General features: G+C 60.9%; 28 protein-coding genes and 1 riboswitch. Of the genes, 18 read left to right on the top strand and 10 right to left on the bottom strand.

Features of this window, described 5'->3' with window-relative positions:
- The first annotated feature begins 13 nt into the window (after positions 1 to 13).
- Complete coding sequence (locus D1222_RS04610; protein WP_119453028.1) at positions 14 to 2,707, top strand: ligase-associated DNA damage response DEXH box helicase; 2,694 nt, start codon at positions 14 to 16, stop codon at positions 2,705 to 2,707.
- Between the two features lie 126 nt (positions 2,708 to 2,833).
- On the opposite strand, the gene D1222_RS04605 is transcribed toward D1222_RS04610, so the two are convergent.
- The gene (locus D1222_RS04605) at positions 2,834 to 4,618 is read right to left on the bottom strand and encodes a long-chain-acyl-CoA synthetase (RefSeq protein WP_233348511.1); all 1,785 of its coding nucleotides are present in this window, start codon (positions 4,616 to 4,618) and stop codon (positions 2,834 to 2,836) included.
- 137 nt (positions 4,619 to 4,755) lie between these two features.
- On the opposite strand from D1222_RS04605, the gene D1222_RS04600 reads away from it, so the two are divergent.
- From D1222_RS04600 to D1222_RS04575, 6 genes are all read left to right on the top strand, one after another.
- Complete coding sequence (locus D1222_RS04600; protein WP_119453026.1) at positions 4,756 to 5,637, top strand: acyl-CoA thioesterase; 882 nt, start codon at positions 4,756 to 4,758, stop codon at positions 5,635 to 5,637.
- A gap of 32 nt (positions 5,638 to 5,669) precedes the next feature.
- On the top strand, positions 5,670 to 7,550 hold the full coding sequence (locus D1222_RS04595; protein WP_119453025.1) for an ABC-F family ATP-binding cassette domain-containing protein: 1,881 nt from the start codon (positions 5,670 to 5,672) through the stop codon (positions 7,548 to 7,550).
- A gap of 155 nt (positions 7,551 to 7,705) precedes the next feature.
- Positions 7,706 to 8,452, top strand: coding sequence for a phosphodiester glycosidase family protein (locus D1222_RS04590; RefSeq protein ID WP_119453024.1), 747 nt, complete (start codon positions 7,706 to 7,708; stop codon positions 8,450 to 8,452).
- Complete coding sequence (locus D1222_RS04585; protein ID WP_119453023.1) at positions 8,449 to 8,685, top strand: DUF2164 domain-containing protein; 237 nt, start codon at positions 8,449 to 8,451, stop codon at positions 8,683 to 8,685. The genes D1222_RS04590 and D1222_RS04585 overlap by 4 nt, the downstream gene beginning before the upstream one ends.
- A 76-nt stretch (positions 8,686 to 8,761) precedes the next feature.
- The gene (locus D1222_RS04580; RefSeq protein ID WP_119453022.1) at positions 8,762 to 9,199 is read left to right on the top strand and encodes a hypothetical protein; all 438 of its coding nucleotides are present in this window, start codon (positions 8,762 to 8,764) and stop codon (positions 9,197 to 9,199) included.
- Complete coding sequence (locus tag D1222_RS04575; protein WP_119453021.1) at positions 9,192 to 9,404, top strand: helix-turn-helix transcriptional regulator; 213 nt, start codon at positions 9,192 to 9,194, stop codon at positions 9,402 to 9,404. Before D1222_RS04580 ends, D1222_RS04575 begins: the two co-directional genes overlap by 8 nt.
- Here D1222_RS04575 and D1222_RS04570 read toward each other — a convergent pair.
- Entirely contained in the window at positions 9,401 to 9,610 is a 210-nt protein-coding gene (locus D1222_RS04570) for a hypothetical protein (protein WP_119453020.1), read from the bottom strand. The two genes, D1222_RS04575 and D1222_RS04570, sit on opposite strands and share 4 nt — an antisense overlap.
- Positions 9,611 to 9,778: 168 nt before the next feature.
- Here D1222_RS04570 and D1222_RS04565 point away from each other — a divergent pair, with 168 nt between their 5' ends.
- On the top strand, positions 9,779 to 10,123 hold the full coding sequence (locus D1222_RS04565) for an ArsC/Spx/MgsR family protein (RefSeq protein WP_119453019.1): 345 nt from the start codon (positions 9,779 to 9,781) through the stop codon (positions 10,121 to 10,123).
- 18 nt (positions 10,124 to 10,141) lie between these two features.
- Here the strand turns inward: D1222_RS04565 and D1222_RS04560 are convergent, their stop codons facing one another.
- Positions 10,142 to 10,534 carry an MAPEG family protein gene (locus D1222_RS04560; protein ID WP_119453018.1) on the bottom strand — a complete coding sequence of 131 codons (393 nt, stop codon included), beginning with the start codon at positions 10,532 to 10,534 and terminating at the stop codon, positions 10,142 to 10,144.
- A gap of 182 nt (positions 10,535 to 10,716) precedes the next feature.
- On the opposite strand from D1222_RS04560, the gene D1222_RS04555 reads away from it, so the two are divergent.
- From D1222_RS04555 to D1222_RS04545, 3 genes are all read left to right on the top strand, one after another.
- Positions 10,717 to 11,394, top strand: a complete 678-nt coding sequence (locus tag D1222_RS04555; protein WP_119453729.1) for an EF-hand domain-containing protein — start codon at positions 10,717 to 10,719, stop codon at positions 11,392 to 11,394.
- Positions 11,395 to 11,494: 100 nt separating this feature from the next.
- The gene (locus D1222_RS04550; RefSeq protein WP_119453017.1) at positions 11,495 to 12,043 is read left to right on the top strand and encodes a pseudouridine synthase; all 549 of its coding nucleotides are present in this window, start codon (positions 11,495 to 11,497) and stop codon (positions 12,041 to 12,043) included.
- 132 nt (positions 12,044 to 12,175) lie between these two features.
- On the top strand, positions 12,176 to 12,613 hold the full coding sequence (locus D1222_RS04545) for a hypothetical protein (protein ID WP_119453016.1): 438 nt from the start codon (positions 12,176 to 12,178) through the stop codon (positions 12,611 to 12,613).
- On the opposite strand, the gene D1222_RS04540 is transcribed toward D1222_RS04545, so the two are convergent.
- A complete protein-coding gene (locus D1222_RS04540) occupies positions 12,610 to 14,334 on the bottom strand; it encodes an alpha/beta fold hydrolase (RefSeq protein WP_119453015.1) in 1,725 nt (574 codons plus the stop codon). The two genes, D1222_RS04545 and D1222_RS04540, sit on opposite strands and share 4 nt — an antisense overlap.
- 147 nt (positions 14,335 to 14,481) lie before the next feature.
- On the opposite strand from D1222_RS04540, the gene D1222_RS04535 reads away from it, so the two are divergent.
- Positions 14,482 to 15,234: a dienelactone hydrolase family protein gene (locus D1222_RS04535; RefSeq protein ID WP_119453014.1), complete on the top strand. Its 753-nt coding sequence runs from the start codon at positions 14,482 to 14,484 to the stop codon at positions 15,232 to 15,234.
- Between the two features lie 82 nt (positions 15,235 to 15,316).
- Here the strand turns inward: D1222_RS04535 and D1222_RS04530 are convergent, their stop codons facing one another.
- The gene (locus D1222_RS04530) at positions 15,317 to 16,078 is read right to left on the bottom strand and encodes an SDR family NAD(P)-dependent oxidoreductase (protein WP_119453013.1); all 762 of its coding nucleotides are present in this window, start codon (positions 16,076 to 16,078) and stop codon (positions 15,317 to 15,319) included.
- A gap of 51 nt (positions 16,079 to 16,129) precedes the next feature.
- On the opposite strand from D1222_RS04530, the gene D1222_RS04525 reads away from it, so the two are divergent.
- Entirely contained in the window at positions 16,130 to 16,555 is a 426-nt protein-coding gene (locus tag D1222_RS04525; protein WP_119453012.1) for a DUF1801 domain-containing protein, read from the top strand.
- A 38-nt stretch (positions 16,556 to 16,593) separates the two neighbouring features.
- A complete protein-coding gene (locus D1222_RS04520) occupies positions 16,594 to 17,493 on the top strand; it encodes a hypothetical protein (RefSeq protein ID WP_147371816.1) in 900 nt (299 codons plus the stop codon).
- Positions 17,494 to 17,510: 17 nt separating this feature from the next.
- Here the strand turns inward: D1222_RS04520 and D1222_RS04515 are convergent, their stop codons facing one another.
- From D1222_RS04515 to D1222_RS04505, 3 genes are all read right to left on the bottom strand, one after another.
- On the bottom strand, positions 17,511 to 17,720 hold the full coding sequence (locus D1222_RS04515) for a helix-turn-helix transcriptional regulator (RefSeq protein WP_119453010.1): 210 nt from the start codon (positions 17,718 to 17,720) through the stop codon (positions 17,511 to 17,513).
- Positions 17,717 to 18,142, bottom strand: coding sequence for a DUF2178 domain-containing protein (locus D1222_RS04510; RefSeq protein ID WP_119453009.1), 426 nt, complete (start codon positions 18,140 to 18,142; stop codon positions 17,717 to 17,719). Before D1222_RS04510 ends, D1222_RS04515 begins: the two co-directional genes overlap by 4 nt.
- 111 nt (positions 18,143 to 18,253) lie before the next feature.
- A complete protein-coding gene (locus tag D1222_RS04505; protein ID WP_119453008.1) occupies positions 18,254 to 19,234 on the bottom strand; it encodes an acyl-CoA thioester hydrolase/BAAT C-terminal domain-containing protein in 981 nt (326 codons plus the stop codon).
- A 122-nt stretch (positions 19,235 to 19,356) separates the two neighbouring features.
- Here D1222_RS04505 and D1222_RS04500 point away from each other — a divergent pair, with 122 nt between their 5' ends.
- Positions 19,357 to 20,079, top strand: coding sequence for a hypothetical protein (locus tag D1222_RS04500; protein ID WP_119453007.1), 723 nt, complete (start codon positions 19,357 to 19,359; stop codon positions 20,077 to 20,079).
- Here D1222_RS04500 and D1222_RS04495 read toward each other — a convergent pair.
- Positions 20,076 to 20,936 carry an arylamine N-acetyltransferase family protein gene (locus D1222_RS04495; RefSeq protein WP_119453006.1) on the bottom strand — a complete coding sequence of 287 codons (861 nt, stop codon included), beginning with the start codon at positions 20,934 to 20,936 and terminating at the stop codon, positions 20,076 to 20,078. The two genes, D1222_RS04500 and D1222_RS04495, sit on opposite strands and share 4 nt — an antisense overlap.
- A 52-nt stretch (positions 20,937 to 20,988) precedes the next feature.
- Positions 20,989 to 21,117: riboswitch (TPP riboswitch) on the top strand.
- On the opposite strand from D1222_RS04495, the gene D1222_RS04490 reads away from it, so the two are divergent.
- The 3 genes from D1222_RS04490 to D1222_RS04480 all read left to right on the top strand — a co-directional run bounded on the left by D1222_RS04490 (position 21,113) and on the right by D1222_RS04480 (position 23,500).
- Positions 21,113 to 21,445 (top strand): hypothetical protein, encoded by a 333-nt coding sequence (locus D1222_RS04490; RefSeq protein WP_119453005.1) that lies wholly within the window; start codon positions 21,113 to 21,115, stop codon positions 21,443 to 21,445. Its footprint overlaps the riboswitch before it by 5 nt.
- Positions 21,446 to 21,456: 11 nt before the next feature.
- Complete coding sequence (gene thiC / locus D1222_RS04485; RefSeq protein ID WP_119453004.1) at positions 21,457 to 23,334, top strand: phosphomethylpyrimidine synthase ThiC; 1,878 nt, start codon at positions 21,457 to 21,459, stop codon at positions 23,332 to 23,334.
- Positions 23,318 to 23,500 (top strand): hypothetical protein, encoded by a 183-nt coding sequence (locus D1222_RS04480; protein ID WP_119453003.1) that lies wholly within the window; start codon positions 23,318 to 23,320, stop codon positions 23,498 to 23,500. Before thiC ends, D1222_RS04480 begins: the two co-directional genes overlap by 17 nt.
- Positions 23,501 to 23,583: 83 nt before the next feature.
- Here the strand turns inward: D1222_RS04480 and D1222_RS04475 are convergent, their stop codons facing one another.
- Positions 23,584 to 24,789 carry a hypothetical protein gene (locus tag D1222_RS04475; protein ID WP_119453002.1) on the bottom strand — a complete coding sequence of 402 codons (1,206 nt, stop codon included), beginning with the start codon at positions 24,787 to 24,789 and terminating at the stop codon, positions 23,584 to 23,586.
- Positions 24,790 to 24,888 lie beyond the last annotated feature (99 nt).

Here is a 24,888-nt window from a genome sequence, read left to right as displayed (position 1 = left end):
CCCTGTTCGCGCTATGTCCTTGCCCATGCCGGACGCTGCGCGACCAGATTTCAGCCTGCCTGACCGCTTTTCCGACTGGTTCGCCAGCCGGAACTGGGTGCCGCGCAAGCATCAACTGGACCTCACTGAAACTGCGCTCGCAGGCGATAGCGCGCTGCTGATTGCGCCAACTGGCGGCGGCAAGACGCTGGCTGGCTTCATGGCCAGCCTGATCGAGCTGTCACAGCGGCCGAAATCCAATTCAGGCCGCCCCGCGCTTCATACGCTCTACATCTCGCCGCTCAAGGCTCTCGCAACGGACGTTGAGCGCAATCTCAACACGCCCGTCGCGGAAATGGGCCTCGATGTCCGCATCGAAACGCGCACCGGCGACACGCCGCAGTCAAAACGCCAGCGCCAACGCTCCAATCCGCCAGACATCCTGCTAACGACGCCCGAGCAGCTCGCGCTCTTCCTCGCGTCAGACCACGCCGATGAGTTCTTCTCCGATCTCAAATGCGTGATCATCGATGAGATCCACGCCATCGCCGCCTCCAAGCGCGGTGATCTTCTCTCGCTCGGCCTCGCCACGCTCGCTGAATGGGCACCCGCCTGCCGCTTCATCGGTCTGTCTGCAACCGTACGCGACCCGGACCAGCTCGCAGGCTGGCTGGATGTACGCCAAGCTGTGCAGGAACTTCCTCCCCCGTTCACGGGGGAGGTACCCGAAGGGCGGAGGGGGCAGGCGGCAGACGCTACGCACGAGATATCCCCCCTCCGAGCCGCTTCGCGGCCCACCTCCCCCGCAGGCGGGGGAGGGGTAGGTGCAACTTCGGCGAAAAAAGGCGTCCACCTCGTCCACGCAGAAGGCGGCACCAGCGCGAACATCGACATCCTCGTCTCGCGGGAGCGTATCCCGTGGTCCGGCCATTCGGGCCGCTTTGCCGTGCCGGAGGTCTATGAGGCCATCAAGGAAGCGGAGATGGCGCTCGTCTTCGTCAACACGCGCAGCCAGGCCGAGATGCTGTTTCAGGAGCTCTGGCGCGCCAATGAAGATGCGCTCCCCATCGCGCTTCACCACGGTTCTCTCGCCCGCGAACAGCGCCGCAAGGTCGAGGCCGCTATGGCCGCCGGCGTGCTGAAAGGCGTGGTCTGTACCTCGACGCTCGATCTTGGCATCGACTGGGGCGGGGTGGACCTAGTCATCCAGATGGGCGCCCCGAAAGGCGCAGCGCGGCTCATCCAGCGCATCGGCCGCGCCAATCACCGCATGGACGAGGCAAGCCGCGCTCTGCTCGTGCCAACCAACCGGTTTGAAATCCTCGAATGCCGCGCAGCTGAAGCCGCCGTCGAAGCCGGAGAGATTGACGGCGAACCCATGCGCCTCGGCGCGCTCGATGTCCTTGCCCAGCACATTATGGGCCGGGCCTGCGGCGTCGGATTTGAGCTGGAGCCGCTGTTCAACGAGATACGCCGCGCTGCGCCCTATGAAGGGCTCGACTGGGAGACCTATGAGCGCGTCGTCGATCTCGTCGCCACAGGCGGCTATGCGCTGAAGACCTATGACCGCTTCAAACGCATTGTGCGCGGGCGCGACGGCATCTGGCGCGTGCGGACGGCCCGCGACGCCCAGCAGCACCGCATGAATGTCGGCGCCATCGTCGAGGCCCAGCTGATGAATGTCCGCCTCACGAGCTTCGTCGGTAAGGTCGGCGAGGCGTCCGGCGGCGAGGAGCTGAAGAAGGTGCGCGGCGACCAGCGCACCATGCGGGCAGGGCGCAAACTCGGTGAAATCGAGGAATATTTCATCTCCACGCTTACGCCCGGAGACACTTTTCTCTTCGCGGGCGAAATCCTTCGCTTCCTTGGTGTGTCGGAGCTTGATGTACTCGTCACACGCGCGAAAACCGACAAGCCGGCCATCCCGACATACAATGGCGGCAAGTTTCCGCTCACCACATTCCTGGCTGATCGCGTCCGCCACATGATCCATGATCCGGACCAGTGGTCGGGCCTGCCGGACCAGGTTCGTGAATGGTTCGAAATCCAGCGCGAGAAATCAGAAATCCCGCCGCCTGACCATTTGCTGGTAGAGACCTTCCCGCGCGCGGGCCGCCACTATCTCGTGACCTATCCCTTCGAAGGACGCCTCGCCCACCAGACGCTCGGCATGCTGCTGACGCGGCGGCTGGAGCGGGCCGGGGCCAAACCGCTCGGCTTTGTCGCCTCGGAATACGCGATGGCAATCTGGGCGATGGAGGATATGGGCAGTGTCGATATGGACGGCCTCTTCCACCCGGACATGCTGGGCGACGATCTTGAAGAATGGCTGGATGAAAGCCCGCTGATGAAGCGAACTTTTGCCCAGTGCGCGCAGACTTCAGGCGTCATTGCGCGCCGCCTGCCGGGCAAGGAGAAAACCGGCCGTCAGGTCACCTTCTCGACCGACCTCATCTATGACGTCCTGCGCAGCCATGAGCCAGATCACATCCTGTTGCAGGCCGCCCGGCAGGATGCCGCCACGGGTCTGCTCGACATCCGCCGCCTGTCAGACATGCTGACCCGTATCCGCGGCAAGATAGATCACCGACCGCTGATGAAGATCAGCCCCTTCGCTGTCCCCGTCATGCTCGAGGTTGGCCGCGAGCGTGTGAACGCCGAAGGCGTCACCGACGCGATCCTGCGCGAAGCTGAAATGGACATCATTCAGGAAGCGATGGGGCGCTAATCCCCCTCCGCCCTGACGGGCACCTCCCCCGTGAACGGGGGAGGATGGCGATACACTAGCGTTGGGTCTTCTTCCCCCGCTTGCGCGGGAAGTGGCCCGCAAATGCGGGTCGAAGGGGGCGGCCCGCTAGAACTTCACGCCACCCGACGCGATCTTCTTGTAGGCCTCTGGCGTCACCAGCTCATATGTCCCGGTTTCAGAGTCGAAGTACCAGACCTTCTCACCGGCGCGCTCAGGGTCGAAGCCGTCCTTAACAAGGTCGCTCTTGCGATATTTGAAGGTCGTAGTTGTCGAAGCTTCCTGCTGCTCGCGGATAAAGACAGGCACCGCATATTTCGGCAGGCGGGAGGACAGCTTGTCCAGCACGTCCTTGTAATCGAGATAGCCGCTGGTCGTGATGGAGGCCATGCCGGCCTTGCCGTCCGTCCCCGGGATCGGCACGCCATAGACGTTCGCCGTCTCAACGCCCGGTACACCAGCCAGCGCATCGGCGACTTCATTGGTCGAGACGTTCTCACCCTTCCAGCGATACGTGTCGCCCAGCCTGTCGACGAAATAGATGTAGCCATGATCGCCAAGGCGCATCAGGTCCCCGGTCCGGAACCACGCATCGCCTTCCTCAAAGACATTGCGCAGGATCTTCGCTTCGGACGCGCGCTTGTCGTGATAGCCCTCGAACCGGGTCTCCATATCCTCGCCAATACGACCGAGCGCTTCACCTGTCTCGCCGCGACCGGCACGAATGCAACGGCCATCCTCATCGCGCAGCGGTGTTTCGGTTTCCGGATCGACTTTCACAAAGGCGATATGATCGAAATATTTGGCAGCATAAGGCGGGATGCGGCCACACGCGCCGGTTTCACCATCAAAATTCATCAGCTTCACATTGCCTTCGGTCGAGCCATAGAACTCGATCATGGTCGGGATGTTGAAGCGGGACTTGAACTTGCCCCAGATCTCTGGGCGCAGGCCATTGCCAAAGCCCTTGCGGACCTTGTGCTTGCGCTCCTTGGCATGGGCAGGCTGGTTCAGGAGATAGCGGCAGAGCTCACCGATATAAACGATGGTGGTCACGCCGAAATCCGCGCAATCATTCCAGAACCGGCTGGCGGAGAATTTCTCGCGCAGCAGGATCGAAGCACCCGTATAAAGCGCGATACCCACCGCGCAGAGGCCGCCCGTGCCGTGATATAGTGGAAGGGTGATATAGACGCGGTCCTTCTCTCCCATCTCCAGCGGGGAAATGAAGCTGCGCATCATGTTTCTCACGCGTGCGATCGACATCTTCGCAGCCTTTGGCAGCCCGGTTGTGCCGGACGTGTAGGAGTAGAGGCCGATATCGGCATTCGTCAGATGGGCACGGTGGCTGCGGTCCGGGCGCTCAAAGGACTGCGCTGCAAGTTCAACGTCCAGGGGTGATCCTACCTCGCCGCCAAGCGTCCAGACCGGCTGTCGGATCTGGACCATTTCAAGCGAGCGCATCGCGCGGTCCTGGCTTGCGCCTGTGATGATCAGCTTCGGTTCAACCGTTTTAAGCGAATGAACCAGCGCCTCGCCGGTGACATTGGCATTCACCAGTGCCGTGATCACGCCGATCTTGGAAAGGCCATACCAGGCGGCGATATAATCGGGACGGTTCTCCATGAACAGAGCGACCGTGTCGCCGGCCTTCAGGCCTTCGCCCAGCGCCCAGTGGGCAAACCGGTTGGCCTGCTCGTCCAGCTGGCCATAGCTCGTCGTGCGGCCTTCGAAGATGAAAGCCAGATTATTGCGATAGGAATCAACGGCTGCTTCGAGGTCGTCTGCCAGAAGTTCGGTTGATTCATTCGTGACCGGGTCCCGCCACTTCTTTGCGCGCAGAAGGATGCGCACAGTTTTGACCTCACGTACGGCTGATTTGAGCAGTCTCATCACCATCAACACCCTTGCCTCTGGCGCGCGGGGGTGCAGTCTGTTGTCGCTGCTTCTCTCCGGCGCGCCTGTTTTCAGTCACCGCCGGGAGTGATAAGCGCGCCATGGTTAAGGTCTGATGGGAAAGACGATCGAATATGACAGATGCCGTTTCCGGTTTGTTAGAACTTCTCGATGTCGAGCGTCTCGAGGTTGATCTCTTCAGGGGTGTCACCCCTGACGAAGAGGCTGGGCGTGAGCGCGTCTATGGTGGGCAGGTGATCGCGCAGGCGCTCGCCTCGGCCTATCGCACGGTCGGCGAGGATCGCCTCTGCCACTCGCTGCATGCCTATTTCATCCGGCCGGGCGATCCGAAGATCCCGATCATCTACGAAGTCGACCGCTCGCGCGATGGCGGCAGCTTCACGACACGCCGCGTCGTCGCCATTCAGCATGGCCAGCAGATCCTCAACATGTCGGCCTCCTTCCATGTCCATGAAGATGGCTGGGACCACCAGCATGACATGCCAGAGGTCAAGCAACCTGAAGAACTGATGTCCCGCCAGCAGCTTGCCGAGCAGTTCAAGGACAAGATCTCGGATGAGCAACTCAAGCACTGGATGCGCCCACAGCCCTTCGAGATGAAGGAAATCAGCGGCCTCAACCCGTTCAATCCGAAGCCGAAGTCGGACGTGAACTATGTCTGGTTCCGCACCGACGGAAAGGTGGAGGCGTCGCCTGCGATGCAGCACTGCCTCGTGGCATGGGCCAGCGACATGAATCTTCTCGGCTCCAGCCTGCGCCCGCACGGCCTGCACTGGATCAACAAGGAGCTCATGACCGCGAGCCTCGATCACGCCATCTGGTTCCACGCTCCGGTGCGCGCCGATGAGTGGATGCTCTATGCGATGGACAGCCCGAAAGCGGGCAATGGCCGCTCCTATAATCGCGGCCTGATTTACACGCGCGACGGCAAACTTGTTGCCTCGACTGTGCAGGAAGGCCTCATGCGCAAGCTCAAGCCGCGCAAGAAGGATTGATGTCGCTCGCCTGACGGCCTAGCAGGCCATCCATGCTTACGATCGACAGTCTCACCTTCCGGATTCAGGGCCGCACGCTGATGGAGGACGCCTCGGCGACCCTCGCGGCTGGCTGGAAAGTCGGCCTCATCGGCCGCAACGGCACAGGCAAGTCGACGCTGCTGCGCCTTATCCGTGAATCTGGCGACGAAGCCGACAGCGCGATCCGCATCGGCAAGGCGGCCCGCCTTGGCTGGGTCGCGCAGGAAGTCGAAGCCTCGGACCGCACCCTGCTGGACGAGACCCTCGCCGCGCACACAGAGCGCGCCCGTCTCATGGAGGAGGCCGAAACCGTCACCGACCCGCAGGAACTCGCCGATGTCCATGAGCGTCTCACCGCCATCGACGCCTGGTCGGGCGAAGCGCGTGCGTCGACCATCCTTACCGGCCTCGGCTTTGCCCAGTCAGACCTTTCGCGCGCTTGTAAAGAATTCTCCGGTGGCTGGCGGATGCGCGCCGCGCTCGCAGGTGTTCTCTTCGCAGAGCCTGACCTGCTGCTGCTGGACGAGCCGACGAACTATCTCGACCTTGAAGGCGCTGCCTGGCTTGAGACCTATCTCAAACAGTACCCACACACCGTCCTGCTCGTCAGCCACGACCGGGAGCTTCTGAACAACTCCGTCACGCACATTCTGGCGCTGGAGAACCTCAAGCTCTTTGTTCATCCCGGCAATTATGACAGCTGGCAGAAGAAGCGCGCTGAACAGCTTGCGCAGCTCGAAGCCCAGAAGGCCAAGCAGGACAAGGAACGCGCCCACTTGCAGAGCTTTGTGGACCGCTTCCGCGCCAAAGCGTCCAAGGCGACGCAGGCACAGTCGCGCATCAAGATGCTGGAGCGGATGCAGGATATCGTTATCCCGCTTGAGGCCCGCACCCACGCATTTGATTTCCCGACACCGGAAGAACTCGCCTCACCGCTCTTTGTGCTGGATGATGCCGCGCTAGGCTATGCAGAGGGCCATCCGGTCCTGCGCGGGGTTCATCTGCGCGTCGATAATGACGACCGGATCGCGATTGTCGGCGCCAACGGGCAGGGCAAGTCCACCCTCGTCAAATCCATCGCCGGGCGCCTCAAACTGCTCGAGGGCAACCGCGTCTCGGCGCCCAAGGTCAATGTTGGCTATTTCAGCCAGGACCAGCTCGATGAGCTTTCCGCGGGCGATAATGCGCTCGACCATGTCCGCCGCATGCGCCCCACCGCGACCGATGGACAGGTCCGCTCCATCGTCGCCAATATCGGCTTCAACCGCGACAAGGCCGAGACCAAGGTCGAGAAGCTTTCAGGCGGCGAGAAAGTGCGTCTGCTGCTCGGCCTGATGGCGCTGCAAAAGCCGAACATCATGATACTCGACGAGCCGACCAGCCACCTCGACATCGACAGCCGCGAAGCGCTCATCCACGCGCTCAATGACTATGAAGGCGCCGTCCTTCTCATCACGCACGATGTCTACCTCGCTGAGGCGACGGCGGACCGGCTCTGGTTGGTCAATGAAGGCCGCGCCGCGCCCTATGATGGCGACCTGTCAGACTACCGCGCGCTCGTGCTTGCGGCTGACAAGACGCGGACCGACACGCCGCACGCGAAATTCGAGCCCGCGCCGCCGCCTGCGCCGAAGCGTTCGGAGTCGGAAATCCGCCGCGCTACCGCCGATATCCGCAAGCGTATCTCTGCGGCCGAGCGCGAGATGGAAAAGATCCGCAAGGAGCTTGCCGGCATCGACACAGAGCTTGCCGACCCGACCCTCTACGACACCGACCCGAAGAAAGCGGTGGCCCTCGGCAAGTCGCGCGACCGGCTCAATGCTGCCCTCGATGCGGCAGAGGAAACATGGCTCGCGGCCAGCGAAGAGTTTGAAGCAGCCGCCAGCGCCTGAAGGCCATAATTCGGCCACGGCTTGCTCGCCAATCTGAGTTTGGAGCCTTTCGCCAGCCAGCGATGCTCCATACCCTATTCACGATAGCGGCCCCGGCCGCGCCCAAACCGGCAGAAGGGCCACATCAATTGCGCAGACGAGCAAAAGCGCCGGCCATGTTCATCGCCCTGCTCGCCGCAGCGGTGGCGCTTCCTGCCTGCGATGTTGCCCTGCCTGAAGAAAGCGGCGACTACTGCCGCTCCGTTACCTTCCGCTCGCTGCCCTACACTGTCTGCACCTTCCGCGCCGACCGCGACGATATCCGCCTCTTCTATGCCGATGGAGAGGCTGGCCAGTACCTGCAGTTCAACACACTTGCCGACACGCTGGAAGCGCGCGGCGAAACGCTCGTCTTCGCCATGAATGGCGGCATGTACCATGAGGACCGCCAGCCCGTCGGCTATCTGCGCGCCGAGGATGGCGACCGTGCCAGCGTCAATACGAATGAAGGGCCTGGCAACTTCCATATGAAGCCCAACGGCGTCTTCTGGCTGGAGGATGGGCGCGCCGGGATCTCCGTGTCCGAAGCCTATCTGGAAGATGACCGCGACCCCGAATACGCCACCCAGTCCGGCCCGATGCTGGTCATCGATGGCGAGATACACCCGGCGCTCAATCCCGATGGCACGTCTCGCAAGCGGCGTAATGGTGTCGGCGTCAGCGCTGATGGCCGCACGGTCCACTTTGCGATTTCGGACACGCTCGTGACCTTCCATGACTTTGCGAGCCTCTTCCGGGAGCGCCTTGAAGTCCCGGACGCGCTCTTCCTCGATGGGCAGGTCTCCCGCATCTATGCCCCGGCCATGAGCCGTGATGAGCAGGGCGCCGATATGGGCCCGATCGTCGGTGTCGTGGAAAGATGAAAAAGATAGAGCTGTCTGACGAACGACGCGGCGCCCTTGTCGCGCACCTTCAGTCGCTCTTTGCTTCCAGCTTTGATGAAAATCTGAGCGACTTTCGCGCGGGTGAGATCCTCGACCTCATGCTGCGCACGCTCGGCCCGACTGTCTACAATCAGGCCGTGGCGGATGTCCGCGCACACCTTCAGGTCAAGCTCGATGACCTCGATGGAGAGGTTCATATCGGGGAAGACTAACTTCTTCTGGATGTAACGTTGACGTTACACTGGTGTTGGGCTAAACGTGTAACCTTGACGTTACATGGAGAGCGAAATGTCTGACCAAGTCGAGAAACTGTCCAGCAAGCGCCGGCGCATGCTCGTGGTCATGGCCATTGCCTTCATCGTCTGGCAGGTGGCGGGGCTTCAGATGTTCAGTGACTTTGCTGGCGGCGACAGGCGTCTCACAAGCTTTGTCAGCCTGTTAGCCTTCGGCTTCTGGGCGGTAACACTGATCATCCTGATGCGTCAGCGCGGCGTGAAAGGCGCACCGCCGGAAGCGCGCGCGGCCCTGAACGATGAACTCGTCCAGCAAAACCGGATGCGCGCCTTCCGGGCGGGTTATTGGGTCATGCTTATCGCCGCTGCGATTGTTTTCACAGCGTCGCTTTTCGTAAGGATAGAAGGCAATGTCGCCGCGCAGCTCATCCTGGTCGCGGGTGTCGCCGGACCGATGCTGGCATTTGCAAGGCTAGAGGGCCGAGATGCCTGATCATCCCGATCTACAGACGGCGCTGAAGGACTACCGGCAGGCAGCGGGTCTAACACAAGCGGATCTTGCGGCCAAGGCTTCCGTCAGCCGCAAGACCATCAATACGATTGAGAATGGTGTCTTCGTCCCGACAACTGTGCTGGCACTCAGGCTTGCGCGGGTGCTCAATTGCCGGGTCGAAGATCTATTCAGTCTGCGAGACTAGTACTCGTCGTCGCCTTCAAGCGCTTCGTCAGCTTCGCTGACAATGTTGCGCGTGGCTTCCCCGGTTTCTTGAGCAGCTGCGCCAAGGAACTGGTCCATGCGCTCGCCAGCACCTTCGAAGGAGCCTTCTGCAATGCGGAAGTACAGCAGGATGATCAGAAAGATTGCGGCGATCAGAACGATCAGACCAGAAAGAAATTTACCCATCAGCTAAGCCCTCTTGGATCGGGAACGCCCACAGCCACCCGCTATGGGCTTCATTCAAAATCCTAACACATTATTAAGGTTTTAGTTCCGACACGCAAGCTTGGACTTTGCCGGGCATCTCCCCCATGTCCTGCGACGCAAACAAACCTCAACCGGAAGGATAGATTGATGGCAGCCCTGACGCTTTATGGCCTGAAGAACTGTGACACCTGCAAGAAAGCGATGTCGGCGCTCGACGCTGATGGCCATGACGTCACGCTTGTCGATATTCGCGCCGACGCCGATCTGCAGGAAAAAGTCCCGCTCTGGCTGGAGGCGGTCGGCCCTGACAAGCTCGTCAACAAGCGCTCGACGACGTGGCGCGGTCTTTCCACCGAACAGAAGTCAGAGGTCGAACAGGGTAAGGCCGAGGCGCTGCTCATCCAGAACCCGACACTCATCAAGCGCCCGGTGATAGAGACAGGCGCTGATATCTATGTCGGATGGACGAGCGACGTCCAAGCCGTCTTCTAGGCTGGCGCCGTCCTGCCTCTAGAACAGCGCGAACCAGAGACAGCTCACCCCAGTGACCAGCATCACGATGGCGGTCAGAAGCGTGCCGAACATGCGGCCCGGGCTGCCCCCACTGGAGCCGCCAAGCCCGACTGCGTGCAGGATACGGCCGATCAGGAACAGCGCGCCGAGGCCGTGGATCAGCAGGACGGGCGCGGACAGGACGCCCAGGCCCACAATGCCGATCAGCGTGACCGGCACATCCTCGACGGCATTGCCCTGCACGCGCTGGGCGCGCTGCAGGCGCTCATTCGCGCCGTCGCCGAAGATGATTTTCTCGGCTGAGCGCACCCTGCCAACGTTCACCTTGAGCAGGATGAACAGGATGATGAACAGGCCCGCATAAAGAATGGCAGCTTCGATCGGTGTCATGGCGTTTCCCCTTCGCTAGGCGCGTCTTGCGCGCGCATTCCTCATCTCGGTCGAACCGCGCAATCTGGTCAAGACATCTCTTTGATTTCAGTCGCCGGCACGCGTTTTCGCGACTCTGCGAGGGAACGCAGAGGCGGCGAGGCCCGTTAATCAAACGATCCTGCAGAGATTAGGAGAGACACATGAAGAAGATCATTACCGCTCTTGCGACCACTACAATCCTTGCGGCTGGCCCGGCCTTTGCCGACCATCACATGGAAGATTCCTCCGATGACATGACCGCCGAAGCGGAAGTGGAAATCGAAACGGAAGTTGAGACCTCGACCGCACCGACGCCGCCAAAGTCGGACCCGGAAACGACGACGACCGCCACGACCACTTATGAGAGAACGGACACCGCGCCTGATACGGTCATGACGGATACCGACACGGTCGTGAATGACCCGGTGGCAGAGACCACGCCGCCTGCAACGACGTCTACGACGACCACGACAACGATGGATACATCGACAGACACGGACACGATGGAAACGGAAGTAAAGACGGATACCGACACGTCGGCCATGGTCGAGCCAGACATGACGACCACCACGCAGACGGTCGAAACCACCGAAGCCGAGGCTGATGACTTTGTCCGCACGAGCACGACCACTGTACCGAGCAATGAGCTCAGCTCCTCCATGGCGGTTCAGCTGTTCCTCAGCATCGATGGCAATGGCGACGGCATGGTCTCGCAGTCTGAGTGGAGCGACTGGCAAAACCGCTCTGAAGTCGGCGACGACCTCTTCAGCAAGTATGATGCTGATGGCGATGGCGACATCGAACTTAGCGAATATCTGATGACCTACAGCGCATCATAAGCTGCAACGCAAAAAACCACGGAGAGGCCCGCCATCATGGCGGGCTTTTTCATGCCGTGTCCCATTGAAACCATTGCAGTGAGGCGCGATAGCCGGTCTCATGCTCATCGCGTTCAACAAACCCTTCGGCGTCCTCTCCCAGTTTACCGACAAGGGAACAGAGGGAAGCCCGCGCCTGACCCTGTCCGACTTTATCGATCTGCCGGGCGTTTATCCGGCGGGCCGTCTCGACCGGGACAGTGAGGGTTTGCTCCTGCTGACTGATGACGGGCGCCTCCAGTCGCGGATTGCCGACCCCCGCCACAAGACAGAGAAGACCTATCTTGCGCAGGTTGAGGGCCTGCCTGAGCCAGATGCGCTCGGAGCTTTCCGCCGCGGCCTCGACCTCAAGGATGGCCGCACCCGGCCTGCAAAGGTCCGTCAGGTCGACACGCCGGAAGATCTCTGGGAGCGTGATCCGCCGGTGCGCTATCGCAAGACGGTGCCAGATTGCTGGCTGGAAGTGGGCCTTCGCGAAGGCAAGAACCGCCAGGTCCGGCGTATGACGGCCGCCATCGGGCACCCGACCCTGCGCCTTATCCGCATCCGGATCGGCGACTGGTCCTTGGGTGATCTTGCGCCCGGAACATGGCGCGAAGTTTCGCGCTGACGTCTCTGCCCGTTTGATCCGGCTGCTTGAGCATATTTTTCGACAAATTTTGCCCATTTAACCCGGCAGGGTGATGCGAGCCCAAAAACCCCCTGATCTATTGCAATCACTTCAGTTTCAGGGGGAAGCAAAATGCTCAGACACTTCATCTTCGTTTCGGTTGCCGGTCTCGCTGCAACAGCGTGTTCGACCACCACCTCGCTCGGTGGCTCGCAGGAGCTTACGCCGCGCCTTGTGGCTAGCCAGCCAGGCGATGCAGACATGACCTGCGAAGCGCTCACCACAGAGATCGCCAGCATGGATACCTACATGGCACAGGCTGACCAGAGCGCCCGCAACGCCGAGACATCGGGCGCAGCGGCTAGCACGGCTGCCGGTCTCGCAACGAATGCCGCTCTTTACAGCGGCGCCCTCGGCCGTGTGCCGGGACTGGGCTTTGCAGCGAATGCTGCAGGGGGGCTTGCGCAGCAAAACGCGCAAGCAGAGGCCGAGCGTCAGGCCGAAAATGCACGCACGGCAGAACTGCGCCGCACAGCGCTAATGGGGATATATGCTGGCAAGGGCTGCTAGGGGCTGACTGCCCGGCCCGCATCCGACGTGTCGCTGATTGCATCCAGTATGAAGTGAGCGACCCGTTCAGGCCTTTGATACAGCATAATGGCGCCGGCGCCCGGCTCGGTTTCAAACCGGGCGCCGCGCAACTTCCCGACGAATTCGCGGACCGCTTCCGGGTCTAGGATTGAGCAGTCTTCCGGCTGCAACCAGTATTGCGGACAGGCGAGGCTTTCAGTGTCGCGCGACCAGTCCGAATGTTTTGATTTCTCATCCAGAAAGAACGGAATGCCTTCCTGCTCGCAGGCATGGAATGTCCCGTTTGCGTGAAGCTCCATCACGCCGGGCATCAACAGCGCCCGCATATCGACCTCAGAGCGCGCATATCGATCAATGAGGAACGCGCGCACACCCTTCTTCTTGAAGCTGCGAATACCGAGCGCATTGGTCATTTTCAGGATGGACGGTGCATGGCGCGTCGCCATGGCGGCGAACCGCACCCGCCTGTCCATGCTGGCATAATGCTTCTCCTGAAGCGGGATGCCTCCATTGATTAGCACCAGCGACCGGGCACGAGGGCCGAGTGCGCGCGCGATCCGAAATGCATGGCTGGTCCCCAATTGGTGGCCGACCACATGGACCTCGTTGACGCCTTCAGCTTCCAGCATGGTCAGCGCGTCAGCTACCGTGTCTGCCTCGAAATTTTCGGCTGCTTCTGGCGGGTCCGTGAAGCCATATCCCGGCCGCGACTGGGCAAGCAGACGCACACCGGCTTCGGCCAGCTGGTTGAGGAAGGCCGGCGCAAAGAACGGCCCCTGTATCAGCGCATGGGAAAACAGCACCGCCGCTTTCGCGTCGCCCGGCCCATGCCGGTAATAGGCGACCTTGCGTCCATCACGCACAAGATACTCCAGCGCGCGCACTGGCGTCGCCCAGCTTTCCAGGCTCGACTGGCGCTCATCAGGCATCTTCCGCAGCAGATAGGATATGCTGGCGGCAAGCCGCACCACGTCTGTCATGCGCGCGCAGCCCGTTTTCCGCAGGATAGTCTTGGCCTGCACCTTGATGGTCTCAGGCGAGCGTCCGCGATCCTCGGCAATCTCGCGCGGTGTCTTGTTGTCGAGATGACCTTGCAGGACTTCGGTCTCGGACTCCGTCAGCCCCAGCGCATTGCCCAGCCGCTCGATCAGCCCGTCAGACCAGTGAATGAAGGAAAGCGATATCCGCGCTTCGGTTTCGTCGCCGCGCCCGGGCTGTACCAGGGCCAGGCAGGGGCGTGGCTCCGCCTCGCCAACCGTCGCCAGGACGATCAGGTCTTCGCCGTCGACCTCGTTGAGCGCGCCTCGGATCTGGCTGAGGGCTTCATGGTCAAAGGGCAGCTCACCCAGCGGACGGGGCAGGGCACACCCCAGCAGGGCCACGGCCGCCTCATTGCCATGTACCAGCATCGTACCGGGCGCGACCCGCAGCACGCTGTGATAGCGCGCATCGGTTTCGGCCTCATGCGCCTCAGCCCTCATCGCGACATCGAAAATGCGCTCAAGTCTGCTGGTGTGGTTTTCGACGCCTTCGGGGGTGAACGTCGCCACATCATCGGCGACTTTGCCGGTCTCTGGATCGGCGCAGAAAAAGTCGTGCGCGGCATCGAGGAAATCCTCAAATCCGGCGCTCTCCAGCGGTATCTCGTAGGCCCGTCCCAGGAGTTCGAAATACCGCGACTGTGTCGTCGTCTCGGCCATGAGAAGTCTCAAAGCTGCTGTCCCCACCTAACGTTGCAGCAAGCAAAGGGTCGCTGGCAAGGGGGATTTCGGGGCGCTTCGTATTTGGCAGGAAAGGGCCGCGCCCTAGCTCAGTGAGGGTAAATCTCATTCAGAAAAGGAAACGCCATGCGCCTCCTCACAGCCCTCGCCGCCTCCACGGCCTTCGCCCTCGCCGCCCATGCGGGCGAGACCGTCAACTACACCGTCGATGGCGCGACCTATGAAGGCTACCTCGCCGAAGCCACCCGCGACTCCAAAGGCCTCGTCGTTATCATCCATGACTGGGGCGGCCTCGATGAGTATGAAATGACTCGCGCCGAAATGATCGCCGATGAGGGCTATGACGCCTTCGCGATTGATGTCTACGGCAAGGGCAACCGCCCGGCGACCACCGACGCGCGCAAGGAGCAGGTCGGTATGCTCTACAATGACCGCGAGATGATGCGCGCCCGCATCCTCGGCGGTACTGCTGAGGCGCGTGAAGCCTCTGGTGAGACCAATGTCATCCTCATGGGCTACTGCTTCGGCGGCGGCGCTACACTTGAACTTGCCCGCTCTGGTGAGGGTGAGAACATTGCAGGCTACGCGACCTTCCATGGCAGCCTCGATGCACCCGACGGCGCCAACTATGCCGCGACCTCAGCGCCCATTCTCGTCATGCATGGCGGCGCCGATAGCGGCATCCCGAACAGCCTTGCCGCAGACCTCGCCGACCAGCTCGAAACCGATGGCGTGACCTACGAGGTCCAGATCTATTCCGGCGCGCCGCATGCCTGGACCGTCTTTGGTTCTGATCGCTATCAGGAGCTGGCCGATAAGAAGAGCTGGGACGCCTTCATGGACTTCACGGAGCGCTATCTGGAAGGCGACGACGACTAGTCGTCCTCTATCCCGTCCACAAAAAACAAAGGCCCGGTGTCAGAGGAAAAGTCCTCCACACGCCGGGCCTTTGCACTTCTGGCTAGGCCGCGAAATTCGGCTGACCGTTGGACGCTGAAAGCCCGCCATCAACCGGCAAGATAACCCCGCTCACGAAGGCAGCGTCTGGTCCAGCCAAGAAGGCGATGACGCTTGCCACTTCTGCTGGTTCAGCCGCCCGGCCAAGCGGCAGGCGCGCGCGCACCTTCTCCATCTTGTCCTCGTCCGAATGGATGCCTTCTGCCATTTCCGTCTTCGTCACGCTCGGCGCGACGGCATTCACGCGCACGCCGTATTTCCCAAGGTCGAGCGCCATGGCCCGCGTCATGTTCGAGACCGCACCTTTGGACGTGTTATAGCCGAACATCCTCCAGTCGCCGCCAATGCCGGACACGGATGAGGTGTTCACGATAGAGCCCTTTGCCGTCTTCAGATGGGGCAGGGCGGCGGTCACCGTGTGGAAAATGCCGGTGACATTGATCGACATGATCTTCTCGAAATCTTCCAGCGACAGGTCGCCGGGCTCACCCATTTCCGCGACGCCCGCATTGTTGATGAGGCAATCAATGCCGCCAAATTTTTCTACGGTCTGAGAGATCAGATGCGAGACGTCATTCGCATTCGAGACGTCGCCGGAAACGATTAGCGTGCGCTCAGCGGGCAGGTCGCCTGCGACCTTCTCCAGCTTCTCCTTCGTGCGCCCGTTCAGGACAACATTCCATCCATCGCCAGAAAACCGCTTCGCCGTCGCCGCCCCAATGCCTGATCCGGCGCCTGTGATGATTGCTGTTTTGGTATCGCTCATTCGTCTTCCTTTCGCGTGTCTGGTATGAGGACTTGCACGGAGGAACCATGCATGCCGCCATCGACGCCTGCAGAGGCAAAGCCCGCCGCGCCGCTTCGCCAAGAGCTACGCAGCGCTTTCGACGCAGTTCCGGATGACGTGCGCCGTCGCTGGACTGAGCTGCGCGAGCTCGTGCTCGAGACCGCCGCGCAGACCGACGGGGTCGGCGCGGTATCCGAAAGCCTGAAATGGGGCGAGCCGAGCTTCGCGGTGCGTAGCGGCACCCCCATACGGTTAGGGTGGAAGCCATCAAGCCCGGGAATCGTCCGCCTGCTCGTCCATTGCCAGACAGACCTCGTCGCCCGCTGGCGTGATCTCTACGGCGAGACCCTGACCTTCGAAGGCACCCGCGCCATCGTCCTCCCACTAGTCGGCAAACTGCCACGCGAAGAGCTTACCCACTGCATCGCCATGGCGCTGACTTACAAACGCCGCTAACGCTGCTCATCAGTCACAGACGAAACCGGATGCCCACCATGCGCGCAACGCTTACCGCCTTGTTCATGGCCCTTGCACTTGCCAGCACTGCGGCTGCGCAGGATAGCCCCTGTGGCGCGGACACGCTTGCCACCGGCGAAACGCTCCTTGCGCGCGCGCAGGGGCTAGAGGAGAGCGAAGAGACCTGGGAAGCGCTTTTCGAAGATATCGTCATCTTCCAGAACCAGTGCAGCCAGTCATTTGAGGCTGACTTTGCTGCGGCAGACGCTGCCTGGGAACTTGCCGATCATGGAGGGCAGGAGGGGCGCTACCGTACGGCGTCTTTCGTCCTCAACGCGATCCGGTCAATTGAGACCCGGTGGCTCGGAGAAAATGCCGCCCGGAAGGGCGCAGAGCCAGAGCAAGGCGACATTGACAGACGCGACGCCGAGACTGAAGCGCTGGCGATCATGATTGAAAACTTTGTCGCGCCGACAGTCCTGCACGCGATCGGCCACGGACGCTATTATGAGAGTTTTGACGGGCCGGACGGGACCTGTCCCTACATATTCGGCCACCTCGCCCAGATCGAAGCCCGCGCGCAATTCGACGGGATCGTAAGTGTTCTGGAAGGCAATCCAGCCGATAGCAGGACGCTGCCTATCATTCCGGGCGATCACCGGCTTCTTGTCCTGCGCGACAGGTGCTTTGCGGTCTCTGATGATGTGCGTCTGGTGCGGGCCTATCTTCTGACCCAACTGGCAGGGCGGGCTTTAGACAATCCTGACGTGCCGATGCCTGATGGCTCAACTCCGCCGGAGACGCTCGCCGCAGACCTGATAGGGCAGGCGCAGGCTGAAATTGCCGCCATGGATACAGCGCTCGTCGCCGACAATGCCTTCATCAAGGAAGAGGCCGACGCCCTCGCCGCGAGAATTGCTGGCGAAGAAGGCGGTTGAGGCCTGCCACAGGCTCGTCAGGCCCAGGTAAAGACCTCGTCGAGGCCGACGCCGAAAACGTCTGCAATCTTGAAAGCCGCCTCCAGCGTCGGTGCGTATTTGCCCTTCTCGATGGCGGCGATCGTCTGACGCGTGACGCCGATCTGGTTTCCAAGATCGGCTTGCGTCATCTCTCCATTCAGAAAGCGCAGCTCGCGAATGCGATTGTGGATCGATTTCCCGCTCATGCCTGCCGACGATAGCTGATGGCCGCGATGGAATAATTTACCACTTCGGCCAGCACGATCATGAAGAGTGCGGCATTGACGATCTGCCAGCCGCTATGGGTGAACGGCATGATGACGCCGACAAGGATCGTGCCCGCCATCAGGACGAAATAGGACACGCGAATTGCGTTGCGGCTGATGGCCTGGTCGCGCTCATCTGCGGGGATTTTCGCGTCTTCGGGCGAACGGGCTGCCAGCCACATGCGTCCGCCCAGCAGGATCGACATCTGCACCCCAGCGGCGATCGCGTACAGGATGAGCTGGCGCACATTCGGCAGGCCTTCAGACGCCGTCGGCGTTATCGCCACATAGGTGAAGTATGGAATGAAAGCGACGGCAATCGCAAACAGGGAAAGCCAGACGATCTTTTCGCGGTACGGCATTTCGGCACACTCCTGATTCAACAGATTCTATGTTATGTATATTTAACACGGAGTCTATAAAAATTTACGCGAAGTGCGGTTTCCTTTGCATTATCCACATTTCGCAAGGGCCTAGAGCGTCTCTTTCAGGAAAGCGACCGTCTTCGGCCAGTTATCCTGCTGCGCCGCCCGGTTCGTTGCGCGTGTCCCACCCCAGTCGAGCGCCTCGTCCGCTGTCTCAGGATCGAGCGTCTCGGCGGGCAGGCCGCCTGCGCCATGTCCTGCCTCCGGGTAGGCAAGCACCGTCACCTCTGGCCCGTCCATCGCTTCGGCGCGCGCATCGATAGCTTCCGCCATGGGGCAGCTCGGCCAGAGTGCATCTGATCCGCCGCAGATGAGCAGCATCGGCGCGTCACTCTCTTCGACAGCGATCACCGCGTCTTCATGCTCGGAGACGGCTTTCAACCCATTGGCATAGAGCGAATAGAGCCCGGTCTGGTAATCGAATTCGCCATAGGGCAGGGCAGGATAGGGCGCGCCATTGAGGGACCAGGAGGCTTCCGGCACGCGCCCGTCAAAGTTCCAATTGATCCCTGTCCAGGAAACGCTGGACGGGACGATGGCAACAACGCCGTCGATCTCGCCTCTCCGGCTCGCCATGATCAGTGCCGCTTCGGCGCCTTTCGACGTGCCGAATATGCCGACCCGGCCTGCGTCCACCTCATCGCGCGTAAGCAGCCAGTCCAGCGCCCGGTCAAACCGCTCCAACGGCACCATTTCAAGGTTCTGCTCCTGACCTTCATACCGGTAGAAGGAAAGGTGCAGCACGTGAAAACCCTCGGCCCGCAGCGCTTCGGCATCGCGGGCGACACCCTCGCTCAATCCCCCTTCAGACCCGCCAAACATCAAGATTGCAGGCCCGGGCGCATCGGCGCGCGTGGCCGGGTAATAATTGGCGATCAATCCATCGTCCCGGATTTCGATGACCTCGTCCAAGGCGCCTTGCGAGGCTTCTGTCTCTGGGGCGGCCTCCGGCACGGATTGACAGGCGGGCAGGATCAGCCCCGCAGAAAGGCACACGGCAAGGCCCAGCGGGCGAATGGAAAAGGACATGAGGCGCTTCCTCGAACTCGGGCTTTGATAGGCGTCTGGCCTCGCACAGCGCGCCCCTGCGGTCCACTTGCAAGCGCAACCATTTGTGGATAGCGCGGGCGTGCCGCCACACGGAGACCGCCATGACCGCCCCAGCCACCATCACCATCCCGAAACAGTTCAATGGCCCGCCCGGCAGCGGCAATGGCGGCTATTCAGCGGGCCTGATGGCGCAGCTTCTCACCGGCCCCCACACGATCCGCATCAATGCACCCATTCCTCTGGAAACGCCGCTCAGCCTGACGCGCGACGGCGACACCGCAACGCTTCATGCGGGCGATGCGCTCATCATGACGGCGCGGTCTGAAGCGGCCTCCATCGCACCGCGGCCGGCACCGTCTTTTGGGGCGGCAAAGGCAGCAAGCGAGCGTCCCCGTCCTTTCGGCGCGGGTGAGCTATCGGTCTGTTTCGTCTGCGGGCGCGGCCGTGAGCCGGGGGAGGGCCTCCGCATCTTCTGCGGCCAGCTTGATGACCCTGAAACCGCCGCCACTGTCTGGACCCCACATGAGACTTTTGCAGGCGATGACGGCCTTGTTCGCGATGAGATCATCTGGAGCGCGCTCGACTGCCCCGGCGGCTTTTCGCTACCCGATGTTGACCGCGCCCTTTTGGGTGAAATGAACGCCAACATCCTCACCCGCCCGACCGTCGGCGAGCCGCTCATCATCGCCTCATGGCGCACGGGCGGAAAAGGCCGAAAGCACTTTGCAGGCACGGCGCTCTACACGGCTGAAGGCACGCTCCTCGCCCATGCCGACACGCTCTGGTTCGCGGTGGATACGGCGCAGTTTGAAGCCAATGCCTAAAGCCTACCGCCCGCATGCGGGAAGAGCTGCTTGTGCCGCGCGCAGATTTTCGGCCAGAGCGCCTCAAGCTCCGGCTCCTCAAGGCCGAAAACCTCGTCCAGCACGGCCGATAGCTCTTCCGGCGTGTCCATGACCTGCTGCGTGCTGCGCCCCGGCATCTGCGTTTCCAGCATGCGCCCGCGCAGCATGTAATAGGTCGTTCCGCGGCGGATCTTGGCGCTCAGCGTCTTGCAGAAAATGCTGTTGGGGTCGGTGATCTGCCATTCGTGGCGCGCCGCCAGCAGCGCCTCATCGGCAGGCTCTGCCCTGAAATCATAGCTGAACGTTGCGCCCGGTCCGCCTTCATGTAGGCGCCAGTATCCGTCATCCGTTCGCGCGATCGCCATGCGCACCGGGGCATGGTCGCTCACCCCTTCCTCCAGCGCGATGGCATGCACTTGAGAGCTGCCAAACCCGACATCGGCGAGATAGTCGCGCTCCAGCCGTACCAGCAGGGCAAGATGGTTGCCCATCGCCTCATCGCCCAGCGCCTCCCGCCGCACCCCCGCGCCGAGCCGCAACACCTCGAACCCGATCTCTGACAGGGCCCAGCCGAAGACGGCGTTCATCTCATAGCACCAGCCGCCTTTGCCTTGGCCGACGATCTCCTCATAGGCCGCCTCAAGCGACAGCGTCACAGGGCGCCCGGCATGCACATCGAGGTTCTCGAAAGGCACCGCATTCACATGCGCCGCGTGCAGCGCATTCAGCGTCTCAAGGTCGGCTCGAACAGGCCCGGTATAGCCAATGCGTTTGAGATAGGCGGCGAGATCCAGCGTCATCGCCCGGTAGATGCAGGAGCGCACCCAGTCAGGCAAGCCATGCTTGCCGCCGCCCCCTTTCCGAACGCGCCGCTTTCCTCTACGGTCGACCCAATCCGAGGGGCGCGTACTGCTAGCGCTGAGATGGACCAGACGCAGGTCCAGCACCCTTAGAACCTGATCCGGGGAATCTCCGATTGTGGAGGTGGCCGGCGTAGGAACGGAGCGAGCGCATGGCGGAATATCTCCGCATAGAGAGAGCAAATCCTGAAACGAGTGAGCCTCCGGTCTCGCTCTTCGAGATTCAGCCTGACAATTCGGTGACGCGAACCGTCGACGTGTTCGACGTCGAGCACATCGTGGCGAACAGCGTCCGGATGATGTCTCACGGCCACGCCGCGTTCTCTGACTATGCCTACGGCAGCTCGACGCCCTGCCTGTTAGCCAACCTGTTTCCGAAACCCGATGATTACGCCGCCTACTGGTCAGAGCGTGGCGCAACTTATGAACATGTGAAGAAGGCCGAGTTCGAGCGGCTCTTCATGCGGGCAACGCCCGATATTTAAGGAGTCCTCCAATGAACAAGCCCACCAACCAGTCTGACTTCCAGACCCCGCAAGTCACCACCGGTCCGCTGCCAGCCAGCCGCAAGGTCTACACCCACCCGAAGGCCGACCCGACCCTGTCAGTCCCGCGCCGCCTGATTGACCTGCACCCGTCCGCAAACGAAGAGCCCGTGCCCGTCTACGACACCTCCGGACCATACTCCGACCCGTCGGTCACCATTGATGTCGAGAAGGGCCTTGCCCGCCACCGCACCGAATGGGTGCTCGAACGCGGCGGCGTCGAGGAGTATGAGGGCCGTGAGGTCAAGCCAGAGGACAATGGCGGCGTCAGCGGCAAGCACCTTGCCCGCCAGTTCCCGACCTATCACAAGCCACTTCGCGGCCTGCCCGGAAAACCGGTCACCCAATACGAATTCGCCCGCGCGGGCATCATCACGAAAGAGATGATCTACGTCGCAGAGCGCGAAAATCTCGGCCGTCAGGAACAGCTTGCAAATGCGCAGGACCAGATCGACCAGGGCGAGAGCTTCGGCGCCGAGATCCCGGCCTTCATCACCCCGGAATTCGTCCGTGACGAGATCGCCAAGGGCCGCGCCATCATCCCGGCAAACATCAACCACCCCGAGCTTGAGCCGCAGATCATCGGCCGCAACTTCCTCGTCAAGATCAACGCCAATATCGGCAATTCCGCCGTCACGTCATCTGTCGAGGAAGAAGTCGACAAGATGGTCTGGGCGACGCGCTGGGGCGCCGACAATGTCATGGACCTGTCCACCGGCCGCAACATCCACAACACCCGCGAATGGATCATCCGCAACAGCCCCGTGCCCATCGGCACCGTGCCGATCTATCAGGCCCTCGAAAAGGTGAACGGCGTCGCCGAAGACCTTACCTGGGAGGTCTACCGCGACACGCTGATCGAGCAGTGCGAGCAGGGCGTCGACTATTTCACCATCCATGCGGGCGTGCGCCTCGCCTATATCCACCTCACGGCCAAGCGCGTCACCGGCATCGTCTCGCGCGGCGGCTCGATCATGGCGAAATGGATGCTCGCCCACCACACAGAGAGCTTCCTCTACACCCATTTCGAGGACATCTGCGACATCATGCGCGCCTATGATGTCTCCTTCAGCCTCGGCGATGGCCTGCGCCCCGGCTCCATCGCGGACGCCAATGACGCCGCCCAGTTCGCAGAGCTGGAGACCCTCGGTGAGCTCACCAAGATTGCCCACGCCAAGGGCTGCCAGGTGATGATCGAGGGGCCGGGCCACGTGCCGATGCACAAGATCAAGATCAATATGGACAAGCAGCTGCGCGAATGTGGTGAGGCGCCCTTCTACACGCTCGGCCCCCTCACCACAGACATCGCGCCCGGCTATGACCACATCACCTCCGGCATCGGCGCGGCGATGATCGGCTGGTACGGCACGGCCATGCTCTGCTACGTCACGCCGAAAGAGCATCTCGGCCTGCCGGACCGCGACGACGTCAAGGTCGGCGTCATCACTTACAAGCTCGCCGCCCACGCCGCAGACCTCGCCAAGGGCCACCCCGCCGCGCAGATCCGCGACGATGCCCTCTCACGCGCCCGGTTCGAGTTCCGCTGGGAAGACCAGTTCAACCTCTCCCTCGACCCCGAAACCGCCCGCGACTATCACGACCAGACCCTCCCGAAAGAGGCCCACAAGGTCGCCCACTTCTGCTCCATGTGCGGCCCGAAATTCTGCTCCATGAAGATCACGGCAGAGGTCCGCGACTACGCCGCCGGCATGACGGATAATGAGAAGGCGGATCTGGAGCGTCAGGCGCGTGAGGCGGAAGAGGGGATGAAGGCCAAGAGCGCGGAGTATGAGGCGATGGGGCGGAAGTTGTATGTGGAAACCGATTAGGCTTCTCGCCCTCGGCCTCGCCGCCGCCCTCCTGATCGCTGTTGCGGTCTGGGGCGCGGCGCGGCTACTCCATGACCCGGTGGGCGATTGCCTCGATGCCGGCGGTAGCTGGCACTACGACGTTGAGGAGTGCTCGTTCACGCAGAACTATGAGGGGCCGCGCTAGGCGTGAAGGCCAAGGGCGCCGAATTCATGCGCAGGGCGCGGAGATTTATGTGGAGCGGGAGTAGAAGATGGAAGTGCGAATTATTACTCGCGCGGTTTTCTATTCCTGACCTCCATCATGTGAAGCAAGGCAGCATTACTCTCCCACGAAATTTTATTCATGAACACGTCGAAGGAGAATTCATCTTCGATAGTGTCGAAGAATGAGTCGAGCCAACTGAAGTCGTCCCACCCTTTTCGCGACAGCAGTGAAAAGGGTTTGTGTTTCACAGATAGCTTCACTTGTACTTCATAAGTAGAAGTAGTCATAATGTCTCTGTCCAAGTAAAGTTGCTCGAAGCCACGGCCTGTATTTGCGCCAAATCCCCCGAACACGATGCGCATATCGAAATCAAAGCGTTTGGTAGAAATTCGAATTTTGTTTGGAGATACTCTGGCCACTCTACTTCCGTTGGGAAGTACGAGATCAAATTGGCTGAATATCGCGCCGTCGCGTCCTGATGACCAAACCACTTCGCCTTCGCCAATGTCGAGCTCCTTCATGCCGGCTGGCAGTTCCGGAATTTCCTTCGGCTTCATATCATGTTCGATGAATGATTCACGTTCCTCTTGCGGTTTGGAAAACAATTCCAAAAAACGATTGCGAAGGAGTATTTCAGGGACGTCGCTACGTTTGAACGTGTTAATTTGGGACTTTTCTTCTTTGATATTAAAATAATCGGTCAAGTGCGTGCTTAGTCTGTCTAGCAAAAAGTACTCAACACCTTCCCTGATCACCGCGTTTCTGTATGACTCTGATTTGATGTCTACGTTGCGCAATTCTTCAACATTGAATTCAATGTTGGAATCGTTCCAATTCTTTAGTATCGCCTTGTTTTCAGCCACTAGCGCTGAGAAATTGCGATGAAATTCTTCGGCAAAGCGATAGTTTCGAACGTAGATAGGTCGCCCTTCATCATCACCAAAAATCAGAATTCCGCCGATCTTAATTTCTTCAGCAGGCGAGAACAGGGTTGATTGGGCAACAAGAATAACGCCGAGCGTGGTGGAGATTACTCCGCCTGCCCCAATCCAAAGCGGGTGAGCGTTGAGTATTGCGGTGATGGCAGAAGAAATTAGTCCAATACCCAGTGACAGAAGAATCGCAACCGCGAGCAACTGAATTAGGCGCCCTCGATTGCCCAATAATTGATTGATGCGAACATTATTCATTTTTGCCCCTAGGGTTGAAATGGCAACGATATGAAAGATCGAATCGCAAGGCAATTCAATGTAAGTTTCGTCAGTCATGCGGCAGCAGCGAGCACGCGTCTGGCACGAGCATGTTTGAGCTATCGACGATTCAGGGCCGCGTCGTGATGGATGGCCAGCGCAGTACTCTCTTCTTCG

The organism is Henriciella algicola (genome assembly GCF_003576245.1).
In the GTDB taxonomy this organism is placed as follows: domain Bacteria; phylum Pseudomonadota; class Alphaproteobacteria; order Caulobacterales; family Hyphomonadaceae; genus Henriciella; species Henriciella algicola.
The sequence above is the reverse complement of the archived record's forward strand: the minus strand, read 5'-3'. Positions and strand labels throughout refer to the sequence as shown.